Consider the following 17,617-nt stretch of genomic DNA (forward strand, 5'->3'; position numbering starts at 1 on the left):
CTCACATCTCTCCCGAAGTAAACATTTTATATAATCTGCTGTTCGAAAGCTCGCGCTTTCCCGTATATATCACAATGTGTATTCTATCATTTTTTTTCATTTCAAGCAAACCAATTTCCCGAAACACAGTTAATGCGAAAACGATTCTTTCAGGTTCAGTAACTGGCGCGTATTTTTGGATGAAAGCGGCGACATCCGCTTCATCCGAAAACGTTATTTTACGCTCTGCCGCCCCTTTCAGGACGGCATATATCTCAAGCAAAAGAGAACGAGGAACAAAATATATCTGTCGGTCCGACACCGCCGGAGCTGTCATGCGCTCTAAATATTTTTTTGCTTTCTGAAGCCGTTGCAATAGAGTGTCTTCATAAGACAATACACTTACAACCATCTGCGGTTTCATATCATAGGTATTCACGCTTACCGTTCCCACGATATCCGCCTGTTTGGGGAGCTCGGAAGCAGATGTTCCAAAAACAACGGCGTTTATTTCCCTTCCCTGCTTTGATATCTTAAACTTTGCATGGCGGTCTTCCCCTATAGAACGGATATTTTCCAAACGGGCGCCACGCACTAAAAGCTCTACTTGCTCATTTTTGAAACCGAAAGGCCGAAGCCGCTCCAATTCAGAAATCAGTGCATTATTGATTTCAGCGGGAACGATTTCAAAATCATAGGTCTTAAGCGGTCTAAAAACATCTTCTTTATAGGCTTGCTTCAAATAGCCATCAAGGCGCCGTGCAATCTGCGGAAGATATTCTTCTTTTACCGTCAAGCCGGCGGCTCCGGCATGCCCGCCGAATTTTTCATATAATTTAGCCTGAGACCTCATCGCCTCATATATGTTGATTCCGGGGATACTGCGCGCCGAGCCGGTATAAAGGCCCGGTTCAGTTTCCCCAAGCAGGATCGTCGGGCGCATATATGCTTCTGCGATTTTAGATGCCGCCAATCCCACGATGCCAATATCCCAGTCTTTTTGATAGAGAATAATAATGCTCGCCGATGGATCACCGCTTTCAGTATACATCCGGACCGCTTCACTTACGACTTTCTCCTGCCTCTGCTGTCTGTCTGCATTGAGCGCACATAACTGCTCTGCAAGATCATTGAGTTTCTCCTCGTCGTTTTCCGTTAAAAGCTCAAAAGCAGTTTTTGCGGTGGAAATACGTCCGGCCGCATTGATACGGGGGGCAAGAACAAAAGATACCGTTTGCGCGTCGATCTCCGCGTTGCGTTTTGTGCAGGCTTTTTGCACGAGTGCTGCAACGCCCGGGTTGGGTTCCTCATTCAGACGTTTTAAACCCAAAGCCGAGATCGAGCGATTTTCACCAAGCAGCGGAACGATATCGGCAATCGTAGCAAGCGCAGCAAGATCGATCATTTCAAGCGCAGCATCGCCAATCAGGGCCTGAGCTAATTTAAATGCAACGCCCGCTCCACAAAGAGAATCAAACGGATATGTCTCCCCGGGACGGTGTGGATTTAAAATATAATCGGCCTGCGGCAAAACCGGCGGACATTCGTGATGATCGGTAAGTATCGTCGTCATCCCCATTTTTTTTGCTTGCTCTATTTCGTCTATGCTGGTGATCCCGCAATCTACAGTGATGAGCAGGGATATTCCCTGCAAGCTCTTTACGTTATCCATCGTAAGGCCGTAGCCATGCTCCATACGGTTTGGCAGAAATACTTCCACCTGTCCGCCCATTTGCACAAGCGTTTTATACAGAATCGCGCTGGCAGAGATACCGTCTGCATCATAATCCCCATAAACGCAGATTCTTTTTTTAGACGCTATTGCATGCTTGATCGCGCTTACTGCATCGCGCATATCTAAAAAACTGAATGGGTCATGCAGCTGGCTGACTCCGGGATTCAGGAAATCATAAGCTGCCGCGGTATCCGACAGACCGCGGGCGCATAGCAGAGAAGCCGTGATTTGGGATAGCTTCAATTCTTTCCGCAAACGTGCGACCGCTTCTTTTTCTGTATTCATTTGAGGCTTCTGTTTTAAAATATACCTCATATTGTTTCCTTAGAAAAAAGACCTCCTCATAGGGAGGTCTTTTTTTGTTAAGCCTTTGCTGTTTTTGTTTTCTTCTTTGATTTTGTTTTAGCAGCACCATTTTTCTTCCTGTCGGAGCGGTCTGCCATAAGCGACCACATAGGGGCCGCCAGAAATACGGAAGAATAAACGCCTGCAAGCAAACCAACGATGATCGGGAAAGAAAATTCCTTGATCGTCGATATGCCAAAAATATACAGGCACACGATCATGATCAAAGTTGTCACAGATGTATTGATCGTACGCGTAAGCGTTTCTTTGATACTGGTATCTGCAATTTCTGCGCGCGGAATACGCTTCGGATTCATGATTTTAAGATTATCCCTCACACGGTCAAAAATAACGATCGTATTATTGATGGAATAACCGATTATAGTGAGGCAGGCCGCAATAAATGCGCTATTGATCTGTATCTGCAGAATGCACATAATGGCAATCATGATACCTACGTCATGCACCAGCATGACGACTGCACTAATACCATTATATAGCTGGAACCGTATCCAGATATAAATCAGCATAAGACCGCATGCGATCGCCACTGCCAAAAATGCATTCTTCACAAGATCAGCACTTGCGACTCCGCCGACCTTATCGACAGTTGTGATTTCTGCTTCCGGATAAGTCTCCTTGATGTCCTCCAAGATTGCATTGTTTGTCGTGGACTGCAATTCATCCGTATCGAGCGTACGCATCCGAATCTCCGCCTGCGTATACCCCTCCCCCGATTTCACGATCGGCGAATCTCCCATTCCATTTTGATCACGGGCCTGCTGTACGACAGCTGTATCAAATTCTTCCTGAAAGTCGATCGTAACGATGCTGCCTCCGGTAAAATCAATACCGAGATTCAGACCGCCGTTCACTATACCGAAAATAACACCAAGAGCGAGAATAACGATGGGAGCAATCAGAAACTTTTTAAAATGCTTCGTAATCATTACGCATTACCCCCTTCCCTTGCAGCCTTCGCTGCTTCGCGGAGCTGTCGGGCCTTCGCCATAAACACATTTGGATTTTTAATATTCAGGTTGATGAACATTTTCAGGATCCCTCTTGTAATCAGCAGTGCTGAAATCATGGAAACAATGATGCTGATAATAAGCGTATACGCAAAGCTTTTCAGAGTTCCCGTGCCAAACACCGCAAGCACCACCGCACAGATAAGCGTCGTGATATTGGAATCCAGAATTGTAATGAACGCTTTTTGGAAGCCTCCGTTAAAAGAGGTACGTAGCGTTTTTCCTGAACGAAATTCTTCCTTGAACCGTTCGAATATAATGACGTTCGCATCGACCGCCATACCGATACCGAGGATAATACCTGCAATACCGGGTAGCGTCAGCTGTACCCCCGGCACACTGCCAAGCAAAAGCAGAACAAACATAATATAAACGATAAGTGCCATACAAGCCGTGAGCCCCGGCAACCTATAATAAATCAGTATAAAAGCGAAGAGGATCACAAGGCCGACTATCCCCGCAAAGATACTGTTTTGAAGCGCTCCCTCTCCAAGCGTAGCACTGATGGAACGCACCTCTATTTCTTGAAGATCAAGAGGAAGCGCACCGCTTTCGATCTGCATTGCAAGATCCTGCGCTTCTTCCATGGTAAAATCTCCTGTGATTTCTCCACGCCCATTGGCAATCACACTGTTTACAGTAGGAGCAGAGATGGTTTCTCCGTCGATCGTAATGGCAATCGTCTGGTTCAGAAATTCCTGCGTAGCTTCGGCGAATTTTTCTGCTCCTTCCTGCGTCAGTTCAAAGCTTACGGCATATTCAAGCGTCTGCGAATTCTGTACCGCCTCTGCTTTTTGGATATCTCCGCCCTCCAGAATCGTTTCACCGTTCGGGTCCACAAACTCCAGCTTAGCAGGCGTTCCGATGAACTCAGCCACCTCGTTTGGGTCCTGCATTTCACTAGTACTGTTGATCGGTATCTCGACCCGGATACGGTCCGTTCCCTGTCTTGTAACGGTTGCTTCCGTGAATCCTTTTGCATCGAGCCTATCCCGAAGCACAAGCATGGCACCGTCCATTTTCTCATCAAAATCATCAACCGAGGTGTCAGCTGCCTGATAAACGGTATAAACGCCGCCTGTCAGATCCAGTCCCTGTTGGATACCGTTGAGCGGCCTGATTTCGTAGACTCCAACATCGAAACCGTTGATGACAACAAAGCACAACAATATGATGACTACAAATGTCACAATAATGCCGATCACACTGCGTTTTTTCATCAATGTTCCTCCTAACTTTCTAATTGTCAGACAAAATCAAGCCTTTGTCCGCTGTGAAAAGAAACCGCAAGCATCTGCGGCTAAAAACTCACCTTAATATTATATAGCTGTGCAAAGGAATAGTCAATTGAAAACGCTTCGTTTAGAAATCGAACAAGCTGAGCTGGTTCGTTTGGGAAAGCCCGGTAAGCGTCCCCATTTTCTGCATTTCCTCGATGACTGCGGTCGATATTTTGGCCCGCTTTCTCAAATCCTCTATAGACAGGAACGCCCCTTTTTCACGCTCTTCAACGATTTTTGCCGCCGCATTTCCCCCAAGCTTGGGGATCGACAAAAACGGCAGCCGCAGTCCGCCCTCTTCGATCAAAAATTTTTCTGCATCTGATTTTTTAAGGTCTACGGGCAGAAAATGATAACCCCGCAAATACATCTCGCACGCTACTTCAAGCATCGTCGCCATATTTTTCTCATTCGCCGTCGCATTTCCGTTGCTTTCTATGGCCTGCCAGTTCTTTTTAATGTCTTCAAGTCCGCCTAATACATACGATGCGTCAAAGTCATTGGCGCGGACTGTAAAATAAGAGGAATAGAATGCCTCCGGATAATGGACCTTACAATAAGCGATTCGGTATGCCATAATCACATATGCGACCGCATGCGCTTTGGGGAACATATATTTGATTTTTTTACAGGATTCTATGAACCAGTCCGCAATATGCGCATCATCGAGCGCTTTCTGCATATCCTCTGTAAAGCCGTTTTTGGCTACCTTTCCCTTTCTGGTCGCTTCCATAATGAAAAACGCCATGCGCTTTTCCACGCCTTTATCTACCAGATAATTCATAATATCATCCCGCGTACAAATCGCTTCTTTCAGCGTACAGGTGCCAGCCTTTATCAAGTCCTGCGCGTTTCCGAGCCATACGTCTGTTCCATGGGAAAGGCCGCTGATCCGCACAATCTCAGACATCGTTGTCGGTTTCGTATCCATCAGCATTTGGCGCACGAACTTCGTTCCGAATTCCGGGATCCCGAGCGTTCCTGTTTGAATGCCGAGAAGGTCTTTTGATTTAAGTCCAAGCGGCTTTAGCCCGGAAAAAAGCTCCATCGTCGGCTTGTCGTCCAAGGGGATCGTCAGCGGATCGATCCCGGTCGCGTCCTGCAGCAGCCTAATGATTGTAGGAACATCGTGGCCGAGAATATCCAGCTTGATCAAAATATCATGCATGGAATTGAAATCAAAATGGGTCGTAACCCATTCTGCCTCCGCTGAATCGGCCGGCTTCTGTACGGGCGTAAAATCATACACCTCCATATCGTGCGGCACGATAACAATGCCGCCCGGATGCTGTCCGGTCGTCTTTTTTACTCCCGATACTCCCTGTACAAGGCGGTTGATCTCCGCCTCATTTGCCTGTGTTCCCGTCTGCTCAAGAAATTTTTTGACATAACCATAGGCGATCTTATCCTTTACGGTGCTGATCGTTCCTGCACGGAACACATGTCCTTTTCCAAACATCACTTCCGTATATTTATGCGCAGTCGGCTGATATTCTCCTGAGAAATTAAGGTCGATATCCGGCACCTTATCCGCATCTATCCCGAGGAAAACCTCAAACGGAATGTCATAACCGTCTTTCAGATATTGTGTGCCGCAAACGGGGCATACCGCATCCGGCAAATCTACGCCTGAGGGATACTTCTCTTTATCGATATCAAAATCAGAATGTTTACACTTTGGGCAAATATAATGCGGAGGCAGAGGATTTACTTCCGTGATCCCCGTCATCGTAGCGGCAAGACTGGAACCAACGGACCCTCTGGAGCCGACCAGATAGCCGTCCTCATTGGATTTTTTTACCAACAGATGCGCGCTGTAATAAAGCACAGAGAATCCATGGGATACGATCGAATCCAGTTCGCGCTTCAAACGCGCTTCAATAAGCTCCGGAAGCGGGTCCCCATATTTTTCTTTTGCCGTTTTAAAGGCAAGCTCCGTAATATTTTCTGCGGCGTTCGGAAGGCTCGGCATTGCTGTCTCGGACTGAAAAAGCTCGATCTCCTCTGTCATCTCAGCGATGCTGTTGGAGTTTTTGACCACTACCTCATAAGCCGTATCTTCCCCCAAATACGCAAATTCTTTCAGCATCTCGTCTGTTGTACGCAGATAAAGCGGCGCCTGCTCTGTGTCGTCATATCCCTGAATCTGAAAAATGATGCGGCGAAAATATTCTTCATGCGGGTCTAAAAAATGGACGTCACAGGTCGCCACGACGGGCTTATCGAGTTTTTTCCCAAGTTCTACGATCTTTTTATTGAGATGTCTGATATCTTCGTTGCTTGCCAAGATACCCTTTTTGACCATAAACTCATTATTGGCCGTGGGCTGTATTTCCAAATAATCATAAAACGAAGCAATGTTCATTAGCTTCTGTTCATCCGCTCCTGCGAGCAAGGCTTGATACAATTCTCCCGCTTCGCAGGCAGAACCGATAAGCAGGCCCTCTCTATGCGCTTCGATCACACTTTTCGGCATACGCGGCTTGCGGTAAAAATAATCGAGATGTGCAAACGAAACAAGCTTATACAGATTTTTAAGTCCCTGCTTATTTTTACATAACAAAATAACATGATAAGTCTTGGCGGTTTTACTGTCTGCTTGCTTTGCAAACATTTCGTTTATACCCTGCATATCCGCCGCGCCTTGCTTTTCAAATTCTCGGAAGCATTCCAGCATGACGCGCGCAGTGCATACCGCATCATTCACCGCGCGGTGATGCTCAAGCGGAATATGCAAATGCCCTGCCACTGTATTTAATTTATGATTTTTTAAGGAAGGAAAAGCAAGGCGGCATAAGGCAAGGGAATCCACTACCTTATGCGGATAGGTGATCCCAAACTCCCGCGACTTGTGAAAAATAAATTTTGTATCAAAGTCTGAATTATGCGCGACAAGTACCGCTTCTTCCCCACAGAAACGCCGGAACTCCTCCAGCGCCTCTTCCGGCAAAGGCGCATCCTTGACCATATCGTCATTGATCCCTGTTAAAGAGACGATTTTGGGCGGGATCGGGCCGCGCGGTCTAACAAAAGTCTGAAAGCGGTCCGTTAGTTTCCCATCCTTCACGCGCACAGCGCCTATTTCAGTAATATCACAGTTGATATGAGAAAGTCCGGTCGTCTCGATATCAAATACCACATATTCATCCGTGAATTTCCGGTGATCCTCAGCGTCATAGATCCGCCGGGAATCATCTATCATATATCCTTCTACTCCATAAATCAAATGGATCCCGTTTGCTTTAGCGGCATTTGCCGCATCCGGAAACGCCTGTACGACACCGTGATCTGTGATCGCAATCGCTTTATGTCCCCATTTAGCTGCGCGCTCCACGATCTTTTTCACATCCGATACGGCGTCCTGCGCCGACATTTGAGTATGCGTATGCAGCTCTACACGCTTTACCTCGGCTTTATCCTCCCTGTCCTTATGATTGGATTTTTCGATTTTCTGCGCTTTGACCGTTTTTTCATGCTCGAAGCTATCGTCTGCGCATAAGCCGGTAACTACTACCCACTGGCCCTTCTTCGGTGCGGTCAGACGTGTTTTATATTTATTGCTTTCCAGAAAAAAACAGGTAATACTGGAGGTGTAATCCGTTACGACAAATTTATGCTTGATCAGCTCGCCGTTTTTAAGTTCCTTATCCTCTGTAAAAACGACTTCCCCCTCTATGGAGACGCGTGTATCTGTCTGCAAATCACATATTTTTGTTATTGCTCCGCCCGCCGATGAATCAGTCTGCATTTGCACGGGGGATGGTATCTTTTCCGGAGCGGATATGGGGGCCGGCTCTTCTGTTTCGGGAGGCGCTTCCCACGGTGGCGGCGTCATTTCTTCAGCGATAGGTTCCTTTCGTTCTGCAGGGCGCTTATTCGTTCTTTCGCTCCTGCTGCTTTGGCTCTCGATCGATTTCTTCACTTCGGGAGAAACCTCATAGCTGCTTTGCGCATCCTCTGCTACGCAGGTGCGTATCCCCATCTTCAGGCCGTAGGTATCCTTTAAAAAATATTCGGCAAGCATGCCAAGCTCCATTGTCTTACATATCCCCTCTGCTATTTCAGACGGGAATACGATTTCAAGACTATGGTCCGCCATCGTTATTTTTGCCTGACTGATAAACGGCATGACCGCAGGTTCAGACAGAATTATAAAATCTTTCAGATATTGCTCTAAAATAGTCTCATCAGAAAGGATCGCCTCTGCATAATCGGACTGATCCAGCAGAATCTTTATTTTCTCATTTCCAGATATTTCTAATTTCTGTTTTATGTGCATAAACTCAAAAGGAGAAAGATGCTTTACTGTTTTGAAGAAAGCCTTCATCTTTTCTTCTTCCGAGCTGTATTCCACTCTATCGAATTGTATGATATTTGAAAAGTGTTCGTCCTTTTTGATCGCTTCGATTATCTTTGCGAGGGCGTTTACAAGCGCGTTCAATGTTGTTCTTCCCTTTCCTCTACAAGCTCCAAGATCATCCTGCGCAGTTCCGGCAGAATGTTGAATTCATCTACTTTTTTAATGATCTCCCCATGGGCAAACAAAAGCCCCTCGCCGCGTCCGCCAGCAATTCCGATATCTGCCTCACGCGCTTCGCCCGGCCCGTTGACCGCGCACCCCATGACCGCAATTTTCAGCGGAGCTTTGATATCCTGTGTAAACTTCTCAATGCTTCCGGCAATTTTTTCAATATCGATGGAACATCTTCCGCATGTCGGGCAGGAAATAATTTCTACGCCTGACTTGCGAAGCCCGCAGCTCTTTAATATATCATGCGCAGCGTAAATCTCCTGCACCGGATCTCCTGTAACGGATACCCGCAGAGTATCGCCGATCCCGTCAAGAAGCAAGGCTCCTATCGCAATAGCAGATTTGATTACGGCCATATGATAGGTGCCGGCTTCCGTCACTCCGAGATGCAACGGATAATCGATCTGCTTTGCGATCTTCCGGTAGGCTTCTACACAAACCGGAACATTCGAGGATTTGATAGACACAACAATGTCTTCAAATTTTGCCCGTTCTAAAATTCGTATGTTTTGTATGACGCTTGCGACCAAAGCATCAGAGGTGGGCCCGCCATATTTAGATAACACATCTTTTGCCAACGAACCTGCATTTGCTCCGACCCTGATCGGAATATGCGCTGCCTTTGCCGCCTCCACAACGGCTATGATCTTTTCCCGGTTCCCGATATTGCCGGGGTTGATGCGTATTTTATCTGCCCCGTTTTCAATTGCCGCAATGGCTGCCTGTGCATCAAAATGAATATCTGCGACCAACGGTATGGAGATCGCATCCTTGATTTTACGCAGAGCCGCTGCGCTCTCCACATCCGGAACTGCACACCGAACGATTTCACATCCTGCTTTTTCAAGAGAGGCGATCTGCGCTATCGTTTTTACAGCGTCTTTCGTATCTGTATTTGTCATAGATTGGACTGCGACCGGCATTCCTCCTCCAATCGCAGTATTCCCAATTTTTACCACCCGTGTCTTCATATCCCGCTCCTACAAAATCAGCCGTTGAATATCCTGAAAAACCAAAAAAATCGCTAATCCGAAAATCAATATCATTCCGCCAAGGTTTAGCGCTCCCTCCACTCTGGGCGAGGCTGGTCTTTTCCGGATCCCTTCAACTGCATATAGGACAATTTTACCGCCGTCGAGCGCCGGGATCGGAAGCAAATTAACAATAGCAAGATTAATGCTCAGCAGAGCTGTCAAATAGAGCACCGGTTCAAATCCAATCATTGCCGCCTGCCCCACGACAGTTGCTACACCGACGATCCCCGACATATTCTGGACTCCCTGCCCCATAAAAAACAACTGTCCTAATGCGGAAAGCATCTGCTGCGTAATTAAAAACAGCCATTTGAAGCTGAGGCCCACGGCTTCAAAAAAATTATAGCGCACCTCCTGCCAGCCATTTTCTCCCCCCATGGTAAAACCGGTCACCTTGCGCCCATCTACCGTTTCATCCTCATAAGGCACGCTAAACCGCAGCGTCTCGCCATCGCGCTGCACAACAAGCTCCAACGAGTCTCCCTGCGGCGCAGTCATGGCAGTCGTCAAATCGTTTGTAAAATCGATGCTGATACCGTCCATGCTTTTTATCACATCTCCTGCCTGAACCCCCGCTTCATATGCCGGAGAACCCGCGTCGACAGCAACCACTTTCGGTAAAACCGTTCCAACAGACATTAAATATACGGCAGCCAGCACAACGGCAAGGATAACGTTCATAAGAGGGCCGGCAATGATCACTAAAAAACGGCTTTTCAGAGAGGCAGCACGAAAATCCCCCGGTACCGGCTCGTGCTCCTCGTCATCCGCAAATTTGTTATAACCTCCTATGAAGAAGGGCCGAATCGAAAATTCCGTTTCCCCCCTATGCCATTTGATCAGCTTTGGCCCAAAGCCGATCGCAAATTCAGTTACCTTTATTCCACGCTTCTTCGCAACGATATAATGACCAAACTCATGCGCTACCACAAGGGCAGTAAGGACGAGCAGCGTTACGATAATACTAATTATGACCTGCAATCATTTACCTCCGGATATCCCAGACCTGAGCTCTCACATAATTTCTGACATCCTGTTCCAAATCCAGTATTTCGGCAACGTTCTGCGGTTTTTTCTCGCGAAACTCCTTCATGCTTTTTTGTATCAACCGCGCTATTTCTCCGAATTCAATTGATGCTGACAAATAGCAGGCGACCGCTTCTTCATTCGCCGTATTATAGACGGCAGTCGTGCCCTCCCTGATTGCATCAAACGCAAGTGCAAGACATGGGAACCGTTCTATATCGGGCTCTGAAAATTCCAAGCTTCCGATTTCATAGAAATTAAGCGGCTTTATACAAGGATTGGGTACCATTTCCGGAAACAGCATCGCCTTTTGGATCGGCATCCGCATGTCGACCGGCCCCATTTGGGCAGTTACTGAGGAATCCTCCCATTCCACCATGGAATGAACGATACTCTGCGGGTGTATCAATACCTTAATATGTTCGGGCGGAATATGGTACATAAAATGTGCCTCCATTACTTCAAGCCCTTTATTAGCAAGAGAAGCTGAATCGATCGTGATTTTTTGCCCCATATTCCATCTGGGATGCTTCAGCGCTTTTTCGAGCGGAGCATGTTCTATCTCTTCCTTGCTCCAATTCAGAAAAGGACCGCCAGAGGCGGTGACCCACAAATTTTCTACACCTTTCGTATCAAAATGGTGATTCAGGCATTGAAATAGTGCTGAGTGTTCGCTGTCGACCGGAAGTACCTTCGTGCCTGTCTCCTGAATCAGTTTCTGCGCGATATGCCCTCCGCACACCAAAGATTCCTTATTGGCAAGCGCCACTGTGATTTTATGCTTCAGGCACTCCTCAAACGCAGGAAGACCTGCGATCCCCAAAACAGACAACACCACCATATCCGGCTGGCCGCATGTACACGCCTTCTTCAGCGCATCCCGTCCCGATAGAATAACCGGGCGATAGTCCAGCAGCTTTTCTACTTGGTTCAGTTCAGTCTCTGCTCCCGTAAATGCAACATACTCCGGCCGCAACTCATTTGCTGCTTCCGCAAGAGCCTCAACATCTCTGTGCGCTGAAATACAGCCGACATGTATCTTGTCCGGATAGGCCTTCGCCACATCCACCGATTGTTTTCCGACCGAACCGGTCGCACCTAATATCGTTATGTTTCTCAATGCTGTCTCCTTGCAGTCATATCAATCCTGTTGTTGTCAAAATAAACACAACCGGAATGCAGAACAGGATACTATCCATCCTGTCCACTATACCACCATGACCGGGTAAAATCTTGCCAAAATCTTTAATATTCAATGAACGCTTTATGAACGATGCGCTGAGATCTCCAAATTGCGAAATCGTTCCCAATATTGCTCCTGATGCCATAAAATAAAGAATATCTTTTCCTCCCCAAAATAATACGGTGATCAGGAGCGCACCAACCGTTCCGCCGATTATGCCCGCTATACTGCCGGCTACCGTTTTTTTAGGACTGATTTGAGGACATAGTTTGCGCTTGCCCAGTGCCATACCAATGAAATAAGCGAATGTATCTGAAAACATGGCGGGAATCAAAACCATAAGAAATACAACGAGCATGCGGTAGTATTCCCCTATATTCGCAAGAATCAGCATATAAAACAACGCCATAAATAATTGGGGATATACAAACGTAAAAATCGTATTTGTCACACTGTCTGCCGTATGCTTCCGCGAAAACATAGCAATAATAAACGTCAGCATGATCAGTATAACAAATGCGGAAAGAGATAAGACCGGCATCCACGGGACATAATCCGCACCGTTTTGCAGTAAGAGAAAAAAGCCGACAAAAAAAGCTGCTAAAACGACTGCGAATAAATAAGAGGTGAAAATTACGACTCTCTTTCCGTTGCCGTTTAACGCCCGGACGATCTCAAACTGTGTGGTAAGGGCCAGTACCGCCGCAAGGATCACCAATATCCAGCTTTGGAAGATCGCGGCGAGTGCTACGATGACCACAATCGGAATCGATACTAAAATTCTTTTCAGCATAGTTGCTCCTTAAAGGCCGCCATAACGGCGCTGTCTGTTTTGATATTCAATAAGAGCCTTTTCATATTCCGCTTCATCGAAATCCGGCCAAAACACTGGTGTGAAATAAAATTCCGCATAGGCAAGCTGATAAAGCAAATAATTGGAAAGCCGTTCCTCACCGCTTGTGCGTATCATAAAATCAGGGTCAGGCTGTCCGCAAGTGTCCAGATGTTCAGAGATCATTTGCTCTGTGATCTCTTCAGGGGCGATCTCCCCGTTCCTTACTTTATCTGCGATTTTGATCACAGCGTTTTTGATCTCGGAACGCGAACCATAATTAAGCGCAATATTAAGCGTTAATCCCGTGTTGTTTTTCGTTTTTTCCTTTGCATTCTCAAGCACATCGATCACAGCCTGCGGCAAGCGGCTGATATCCCCTATCGTACGGAATATTACGCCTCGCTCATGCATTTCGTCGAGTTCTTTTTGTAAAAATTCAATCAACAGATTCATCAACGCCCCTACTTCTTCTTTCGGCCGTTTCCAGTTCTCTGTTGAAAAAGCGTATAGGGTCAAGTGCTTGATACCGATATCGCTGCTCATGCGAATGATCGTTTTCACCTTATACATCCCCGCCCGATGACCTGCTGCGCGGGGCAGGAAACGTTTTTTCGCCCACCGGCCGTTTCCGTCCATAATGATCGCCACATGCGCAGGCAGATTGCCGAGGTCAAGCTCCGACAATTCTGCAGAGCGCTTTCTTGAAAAGAATCCCATTTACTGCTCCCTTAAAAAGTGCGTCTCAAGGCATCAGCCCTGAGACGTCCTAACATTCGTTATAAATTCGCCGACCACAAGTTCATAGATCCCATTACGGAAACGCATCCGCAGGACCCGTATTGAATCGGCATCTGTATAGGGTCTATAGGATACATAACGGACAATACTGTAAGGCTGCTTATCCCGTTTCAATATCCTCTCGGCCTCTTTCAGCTCTACCCCCAAAAAATCATATTTCAAGAATTTCTTTTTCCTTTGCAGCAAGAATCTCTTCCGCTTCTTTCGTCTTTTTGTCTGTCAGCGTTTGAATCTCTTTTTCCAATATCTCATAATCGTCTTCTGTAATGATGCTTGCTTTTTTATCTTTCTTAAACACTTCGTTCGCGTCACGGCGAATGGCGCGTATCGCAACTTTTGCTTCCTCGGTCTTTTTCTTAGCCAGCTTTACAAGCTCCTGTCTTTTTTCTCCTGTAATTTCAGGGAAAGCGAGGCGAATCATCTTCCCGTCATTGGCCGGATTGATGCCAAGGTCCGATGCTTGGATCGCTTTCTCTACTTCATGCAATATACTCGCATCCCACAATGAAATCGTAAGGAGCCGCGGTTCGGGTGCCGCAATGTTGCCGACCTGATTGATCGGCGTAGGCGTACCGTAATAATCCACCATAATTCCATCTAAAAGCTGTGCATTTGCGCGTCCTGCCCGGATGCTGACGAGCTCTTTTCTCAGAACGCCCAATGTTTTATCCATTTTGGTTGCGGCAGTTTCAAGTGCCTCATGTTTAATCTGCATATTCACCCGTTCCTTTCATCATTCCAAATCATAAAAAGGTGTTTTGTATTTAATACTATTGTACCGTAATGCGTTTTAAAACTCAATCCTAACTTATAGGATTTTACCGCTCCTAACGAATCATCGTTCCAATCTCTTCTCCGAAAACAACACGCCTGATACTATCCTTTTCGTTCACGCCAAATACATTGATCGGAATATGATTATCCATACATAAGGTAATCGCAGTATTATCCATCACGCTGAGTCCCCTATTGATCACATCCATATAACTGATCGAATCGAAACGTACCGCGCCCGGATTTTCTTTCGGGTCACTGTCATATACCGCGTCTACATTTTTGGCCAGCATGATCAGATCCACTTCCATTTCTGCCGCGCGCAGTGCAGCCGCTGTATCTGTGGAAAAATATGGATTTCCTGTTCCGCATGCAAAAATCACGACCCGGCCTTTTTCCAGATGCTTTACTGCTTTCCGCCGGATGTATGGTTCTGCGATCTGCCGCATCTCTATCGCTGTCTGCACACGCGTCTGCAGCCCCTTTTCCTCCAGGGAATCCTGAAGAGCAAGCGCGTTGATGACCGTTGCAAGCATACCCATATAATCTGCCGTCGTACGATCCATGTGCTTACCTACGCGGGCGCCTCTCCAAATATTGCCCCCTCCGACGATAATACCGATCTCTACTCCCTGTGCGGCAATATCAATAATTTGTTCTGTCACATTATCTATAATATCAAAATCCAATGGTTTATTATTTGGTGAGCAGAGCGCTTCACCGCTTATTTTCATAATCACTCGTTTATATTTAGGTTCTGTCATCTGTCTTCCCTCCATTTTTATCTCACATCCCTCCGGTATTGGCGGCGAGCATGTTCATCCTTATATATAAATTTACACATAAAAAGAGAAACACAATTGTGTTTCTTTTATGCTCTAACTGCTATCAGAAGAATATCAAGCCCGTTAGCGGCCGCATCCATAAATGCAAATGATTTTTCCGAAAATATTTCTATCATTATTTTCTCCAAAATGGCTCAATAGACTTCTGGATAATATGCTTTGCCTTTATATTGATTATATCAAAAGAACCATCGCTCGGCAATATAAAATGGCTGCTTTTCCCGCTGATTGGTTTTATAGATTGACAGACAGGAATAGCAGATTCCCTTTTTCTGTGCCGATCAATTTTTGCAGTTCATTTAAGTTGCAATAATAGTGCTGTTCAAGTACATCAAAAAAAGGAGACTCCGTACAAGGCAGAGAAAGGATTTCCTGTTTTGGGGAAATTCCCTTCTCAAAGCAGCGGCGCATAGTATGTGAAAACTGCAGGACTGCTCCACGTTTTTCCTCCGCTAACTCTCCACGTTGTATAAATACGATCATCTGCTCCGCTTCCGCAAGCATACGCCACATGAGAAGCGTCATGCTACGTATTGCCCTTTGCTCCTCCTTTTTACAATTCTTATCCGCATATTTTCGTATCTCATCTTGCAACAGATGAAAATGCACCAGAGAATCGCTCAGCACCAGAGAATCTATGGAATGTAATAAACTTGTTTCCAGCATACTCATATAGGAATCCTGTATGCGGAACAATTCCCGTATGTTGAATTTGAATTGCCCTTTTGCACTTGTCGGAAAGAAAAAACGGTTAATGAAAAATACAAGGCCTATCGCCAATCCAAGGTAGAGCAATCTAAATTCAACCGCCGCTGTGCTTCCAATAGATAAGGAAGCAAGTGAAAGTGCAAAACTTGTCGAAAAAATTGGCTGTACCCATTTCCCCGGAGTAGAACAATACATTAAGGTTATCATAACGGTGGCAAAAATAAGATGTCCCGTAATCCCTGAAAACAGCATAAGTGCGAAATAGGACAGCAGACAGCCAATACTGCTTCCAAACAATCTTGTTTTGATACGGTAGGCACTTTCTTCATACATTGGCTGCAACAATAAAAATGCATTCAGCGGAAGTCAATAGGAGTGCTCGCTGTTTGTAAGTCTTACGACTAAAAAGCTGATAACTGCCGTCATTGATAAGCGCAGGGCAAATCTTACTTCAAATTGATTCAGCCGCATACTGGCCCGGAGACCGCTGATAGGCCGTAAATTCACCGGGAGCTTCCATTGAGGGTGCGGCTTATTTTCCACCTCAGTCATCCCCTTCAGCGCCATGATCAAGAGTCGGAGAAAGTTCCTTAGAAATGTAGCAAACCGTTCCGTCAATCCGCTCGTTTCTTTCATTAGACTTTCAGCCTCTTTAATTATTTCGCTGTTGTCAGCAGTATTCATTGTATCATTTACTTTATTTAGAAAAATACCCAGCCTATAAAATATCTTTCGATTATTTTCCGTATTTTCATCTATACTTTCCCCGAAATCCAGAATATAGTATGCCGCGCGCTGAAACATCAGGGCAAACATATAATGGATCTCTCCTTCATATCGGGTCAGATAGATGAGATCTCTGTTGCTGTATACTCTACGGTGTAACGTAGCCTGTATTTGAAGAATATTTTCCTGTAAACCATGCGGCTCTGCATTCCCCCCCGACATTTCACAAAAATCTTGAGACAGAAGCATAATCCCTTTTTTGACCGCCGTATAATCGGTAGTTTTTTTATGGAATGCCGAATAAAGCAATAGACCTACTACAAGGCAGCCGCTTGCCAGTGCCATAATACCGAGCAAAGAAAGTATTCCATCCCATCCTACCGGCCGCAGCTGCAAAAAAATAAATGTCATGGCGCTCACAAAATAGCCCTTTTGATTAAATTGAGATGACTGCAAATAAATCAATACGAAGGGAACAATTCCATTCAGAATAACACACAGTGGTATATTCAACGTCGCTAAAAATGCAAGAACACAAATGATTATTTGAGAGCAAAGCAACAAAAAGATGCCCGGCAGATCCATTTTTTTCTTAAAATTCACTTTGAATGCAGTCGTGGTGATAGAAACGATCAGCGCGTAATTCGTTCCTACAGAAAAAACGACCGTGTAAAATAACAGCAGGAAGAATACTATTACCGGCAAAGCGTCCAGAAAACGTTTGCGAAACTCCATGCTCATATTTCTAAAAGCGGAAGCTGCAGATATAGTTGTTCCCCTCCTATCT

The 17,617-nt window shown here is 45.9% G+C and carries 14 protein-coding genes; all 14 read right to left on the minus strand.

Annotated elements, in window-relative coordinates:
- Position 1 precedes the first annotated feature (1 nt).
- The 14 genes from recJ to PUP29_RS02260 all read right to left on the minus strand — a co-directional run bounded on the left by recJ (position 2) and on the right by PUP29_RS02260 (position 17,433).
- Positions 2-1,999 (minus strand): single-stranded-DNA-specific exonuclease RecJ, encoded by a 1,998-nt coding sequence (gene recJ, locus PUP29_RS02195; protein WP_353423736.1) that lies wholly within the window; start codon positions 1,997-1,999, stop codon positions 2-4.
- Between the two features lie 77 nt (positions 2,000-2,076).
- Entirely contained in the window at positions 2,077-3,009 is a 933-nt protein-coding gene (gene secF / locus PUP29_RS02200) for a protein translocase subunit SecF (protein WP_353423737.1), read from the minus strand.
- Positions 3,009-4,310 carry a protein translocase subunit SecD gene (secD, locus tag PUP29_RS02205; protein WP_353423738.1) on the minus strand — a complete coding sequence of 434 codons (1,302 nt, stop codon included), beginning with the start codon at positions 4,308-4,310 and terminating at the stop codon, positions 3,009-3,011. The genes secF and secD overlap by 1 nt, the downstream gene beginning before the upstream one ends.
- 142 nt (positions 4,311-4,452) lie before the next feature.
- Entirely contained in the window at positions 4,453-8,811 is a 4,359-nt protein-coding gene (locus tag PUP29_RS02210; protein WP_353423739.1) for a PolC-type DNA polymerase III, read from the minus strand.
- Positions 8,808-9,872: a flavodoxin-dependent (E)-4-hydroxy-3-methylbut-2-enyl-diphosphate synthase gene (gene ispG / locus PUP29_RS02215; protein WP_079547452.1), complete on the minus strand. Its 1,065-nt coding sequence runs from the start codon at positions 9,870-9,872 to the stop codon at positions 8,808-8,810. Before ispG ends, PUP29_RS02210 begins: the two co-directional genes overlap by 4 nt.
- A 9-nt stretch (positions 9,873-9,881) precedes the next feature.
- Positions 9,882-10,916: a M50 family metallopeptidase gene (locus tag PUP29_RS02220; protein ID WP_353423741.1), complete on the minus strand. Its 1,035-nt coding sequence runs from the start codon at positions 10,914-10,916 to the stop codon at positions 9,882-9,884.
- A 4-nt stretch (positions 10,917-10,920) separates the two neighbouring features.
- A complete protein-coding gene (gene dxr, locus PUP29_RS02225) occupies positions 10,921-12,081 on the minus strand; it encodes a 1-deoxy-D-xylulose-5-phosphate reductoisomerase (protein WP_079547450.1) in 1,161 nt (386 codons plus the stop codon).
- Positions 12,082-12,097: 16 nt separating this feature from the next.
- Entirely contained in the window at positions 12,098-12,937 is an 840-nt protein-coding gene (locus tag PUP29_RS02230) for a phosphatidate cytidylyltransferase (RefSeq protein ID WP_353423742.1), read from the minus strand.
- Positions 12,938-12,946: 9 nt separating this feature from the next.
- Positions 12,947-13,696 carry an isoprenyl transferase gene (locus tag PUP29_RS02235; protein ID WP_353423743.1) on the minus strand — a complete coding sequence of 250 codons (750 nt, stop codon included), beginning with the start codon at positions 13,694-13,696 and terminating at the stop codon, positions 12,947-12,949.
- A gap of 33 nt (positions 13,697-13,729) precedes the next feature.
- A complete protein-coding gene (locus tag PUP29_RS02240; protein WP_353423744.1) occupies positions 13,730-13,939 on the minus strand; it encodes a hypothetical protein in 210 nt (69 codons plus the stop codon).
- Positions 13,929-14,492, minus strand: coding sequence for a ribosome recycling factor (gene frr, locus PUP29_RS02245; protein WP_353423746.1), 564 nt, complete (start codon positions 14,490-14,492; stop codon positions 13,929-13,931). The genes PUP29_RS02240 and frr overlap by 11 nt, the downstream gene beginning before the upstream one ends.
- 112 nt (positions 14,493-14,604) lie before the next feature.
- Positions 14,605-15,315: a UMP kinase gene (gene pyrH / locus PUP29_RS02250; protein ID WP_079547880.1), complete on the minus strand. Its 711-nt coding sequence runs from the start codon at positions 15,313-15,315 to the stop codon at positions 14,605-14,607.
- 315 nt (positions 15,316-15,630) lie between these two features.
- A complete protein-coding gene (locus PUP29_RS02255) occupies positions 15,631-16,464 on the minus strand; it encodes an FUSC family protein (RefSeq protein ID WP_353424044.1) in 834 nt (277 codons plus the stop codon).
- Between the two features lie 6 nt (positions 16,465-16,470).
- Positions 16,471-17,433 carry a hypothetical protein gene (locus PUP29_RS02260; protein WP_353423748.1) on the minus strand — a complete coding sequence of 321 codons (963 nt, stop codon included), beginning with the start codon at positions 17,431-17,433 and terminating at the stop codon, positions 16,471-16,473.
- Between the last annotated feature and the right edge of the window lie 184 nt (positions 17,434-17,617).

Origin of the sequence: Christensenella massiliensis, from assembly GCF_040409835.1 — a bacterium.
In the GTDB taxonomy this organism is placed as follows: domain Bacteria; phylum Bacillota; class Clostridia; order Christensenellales; family Christensenellaceae; genus Christensenella; species Christensenella massiliensis.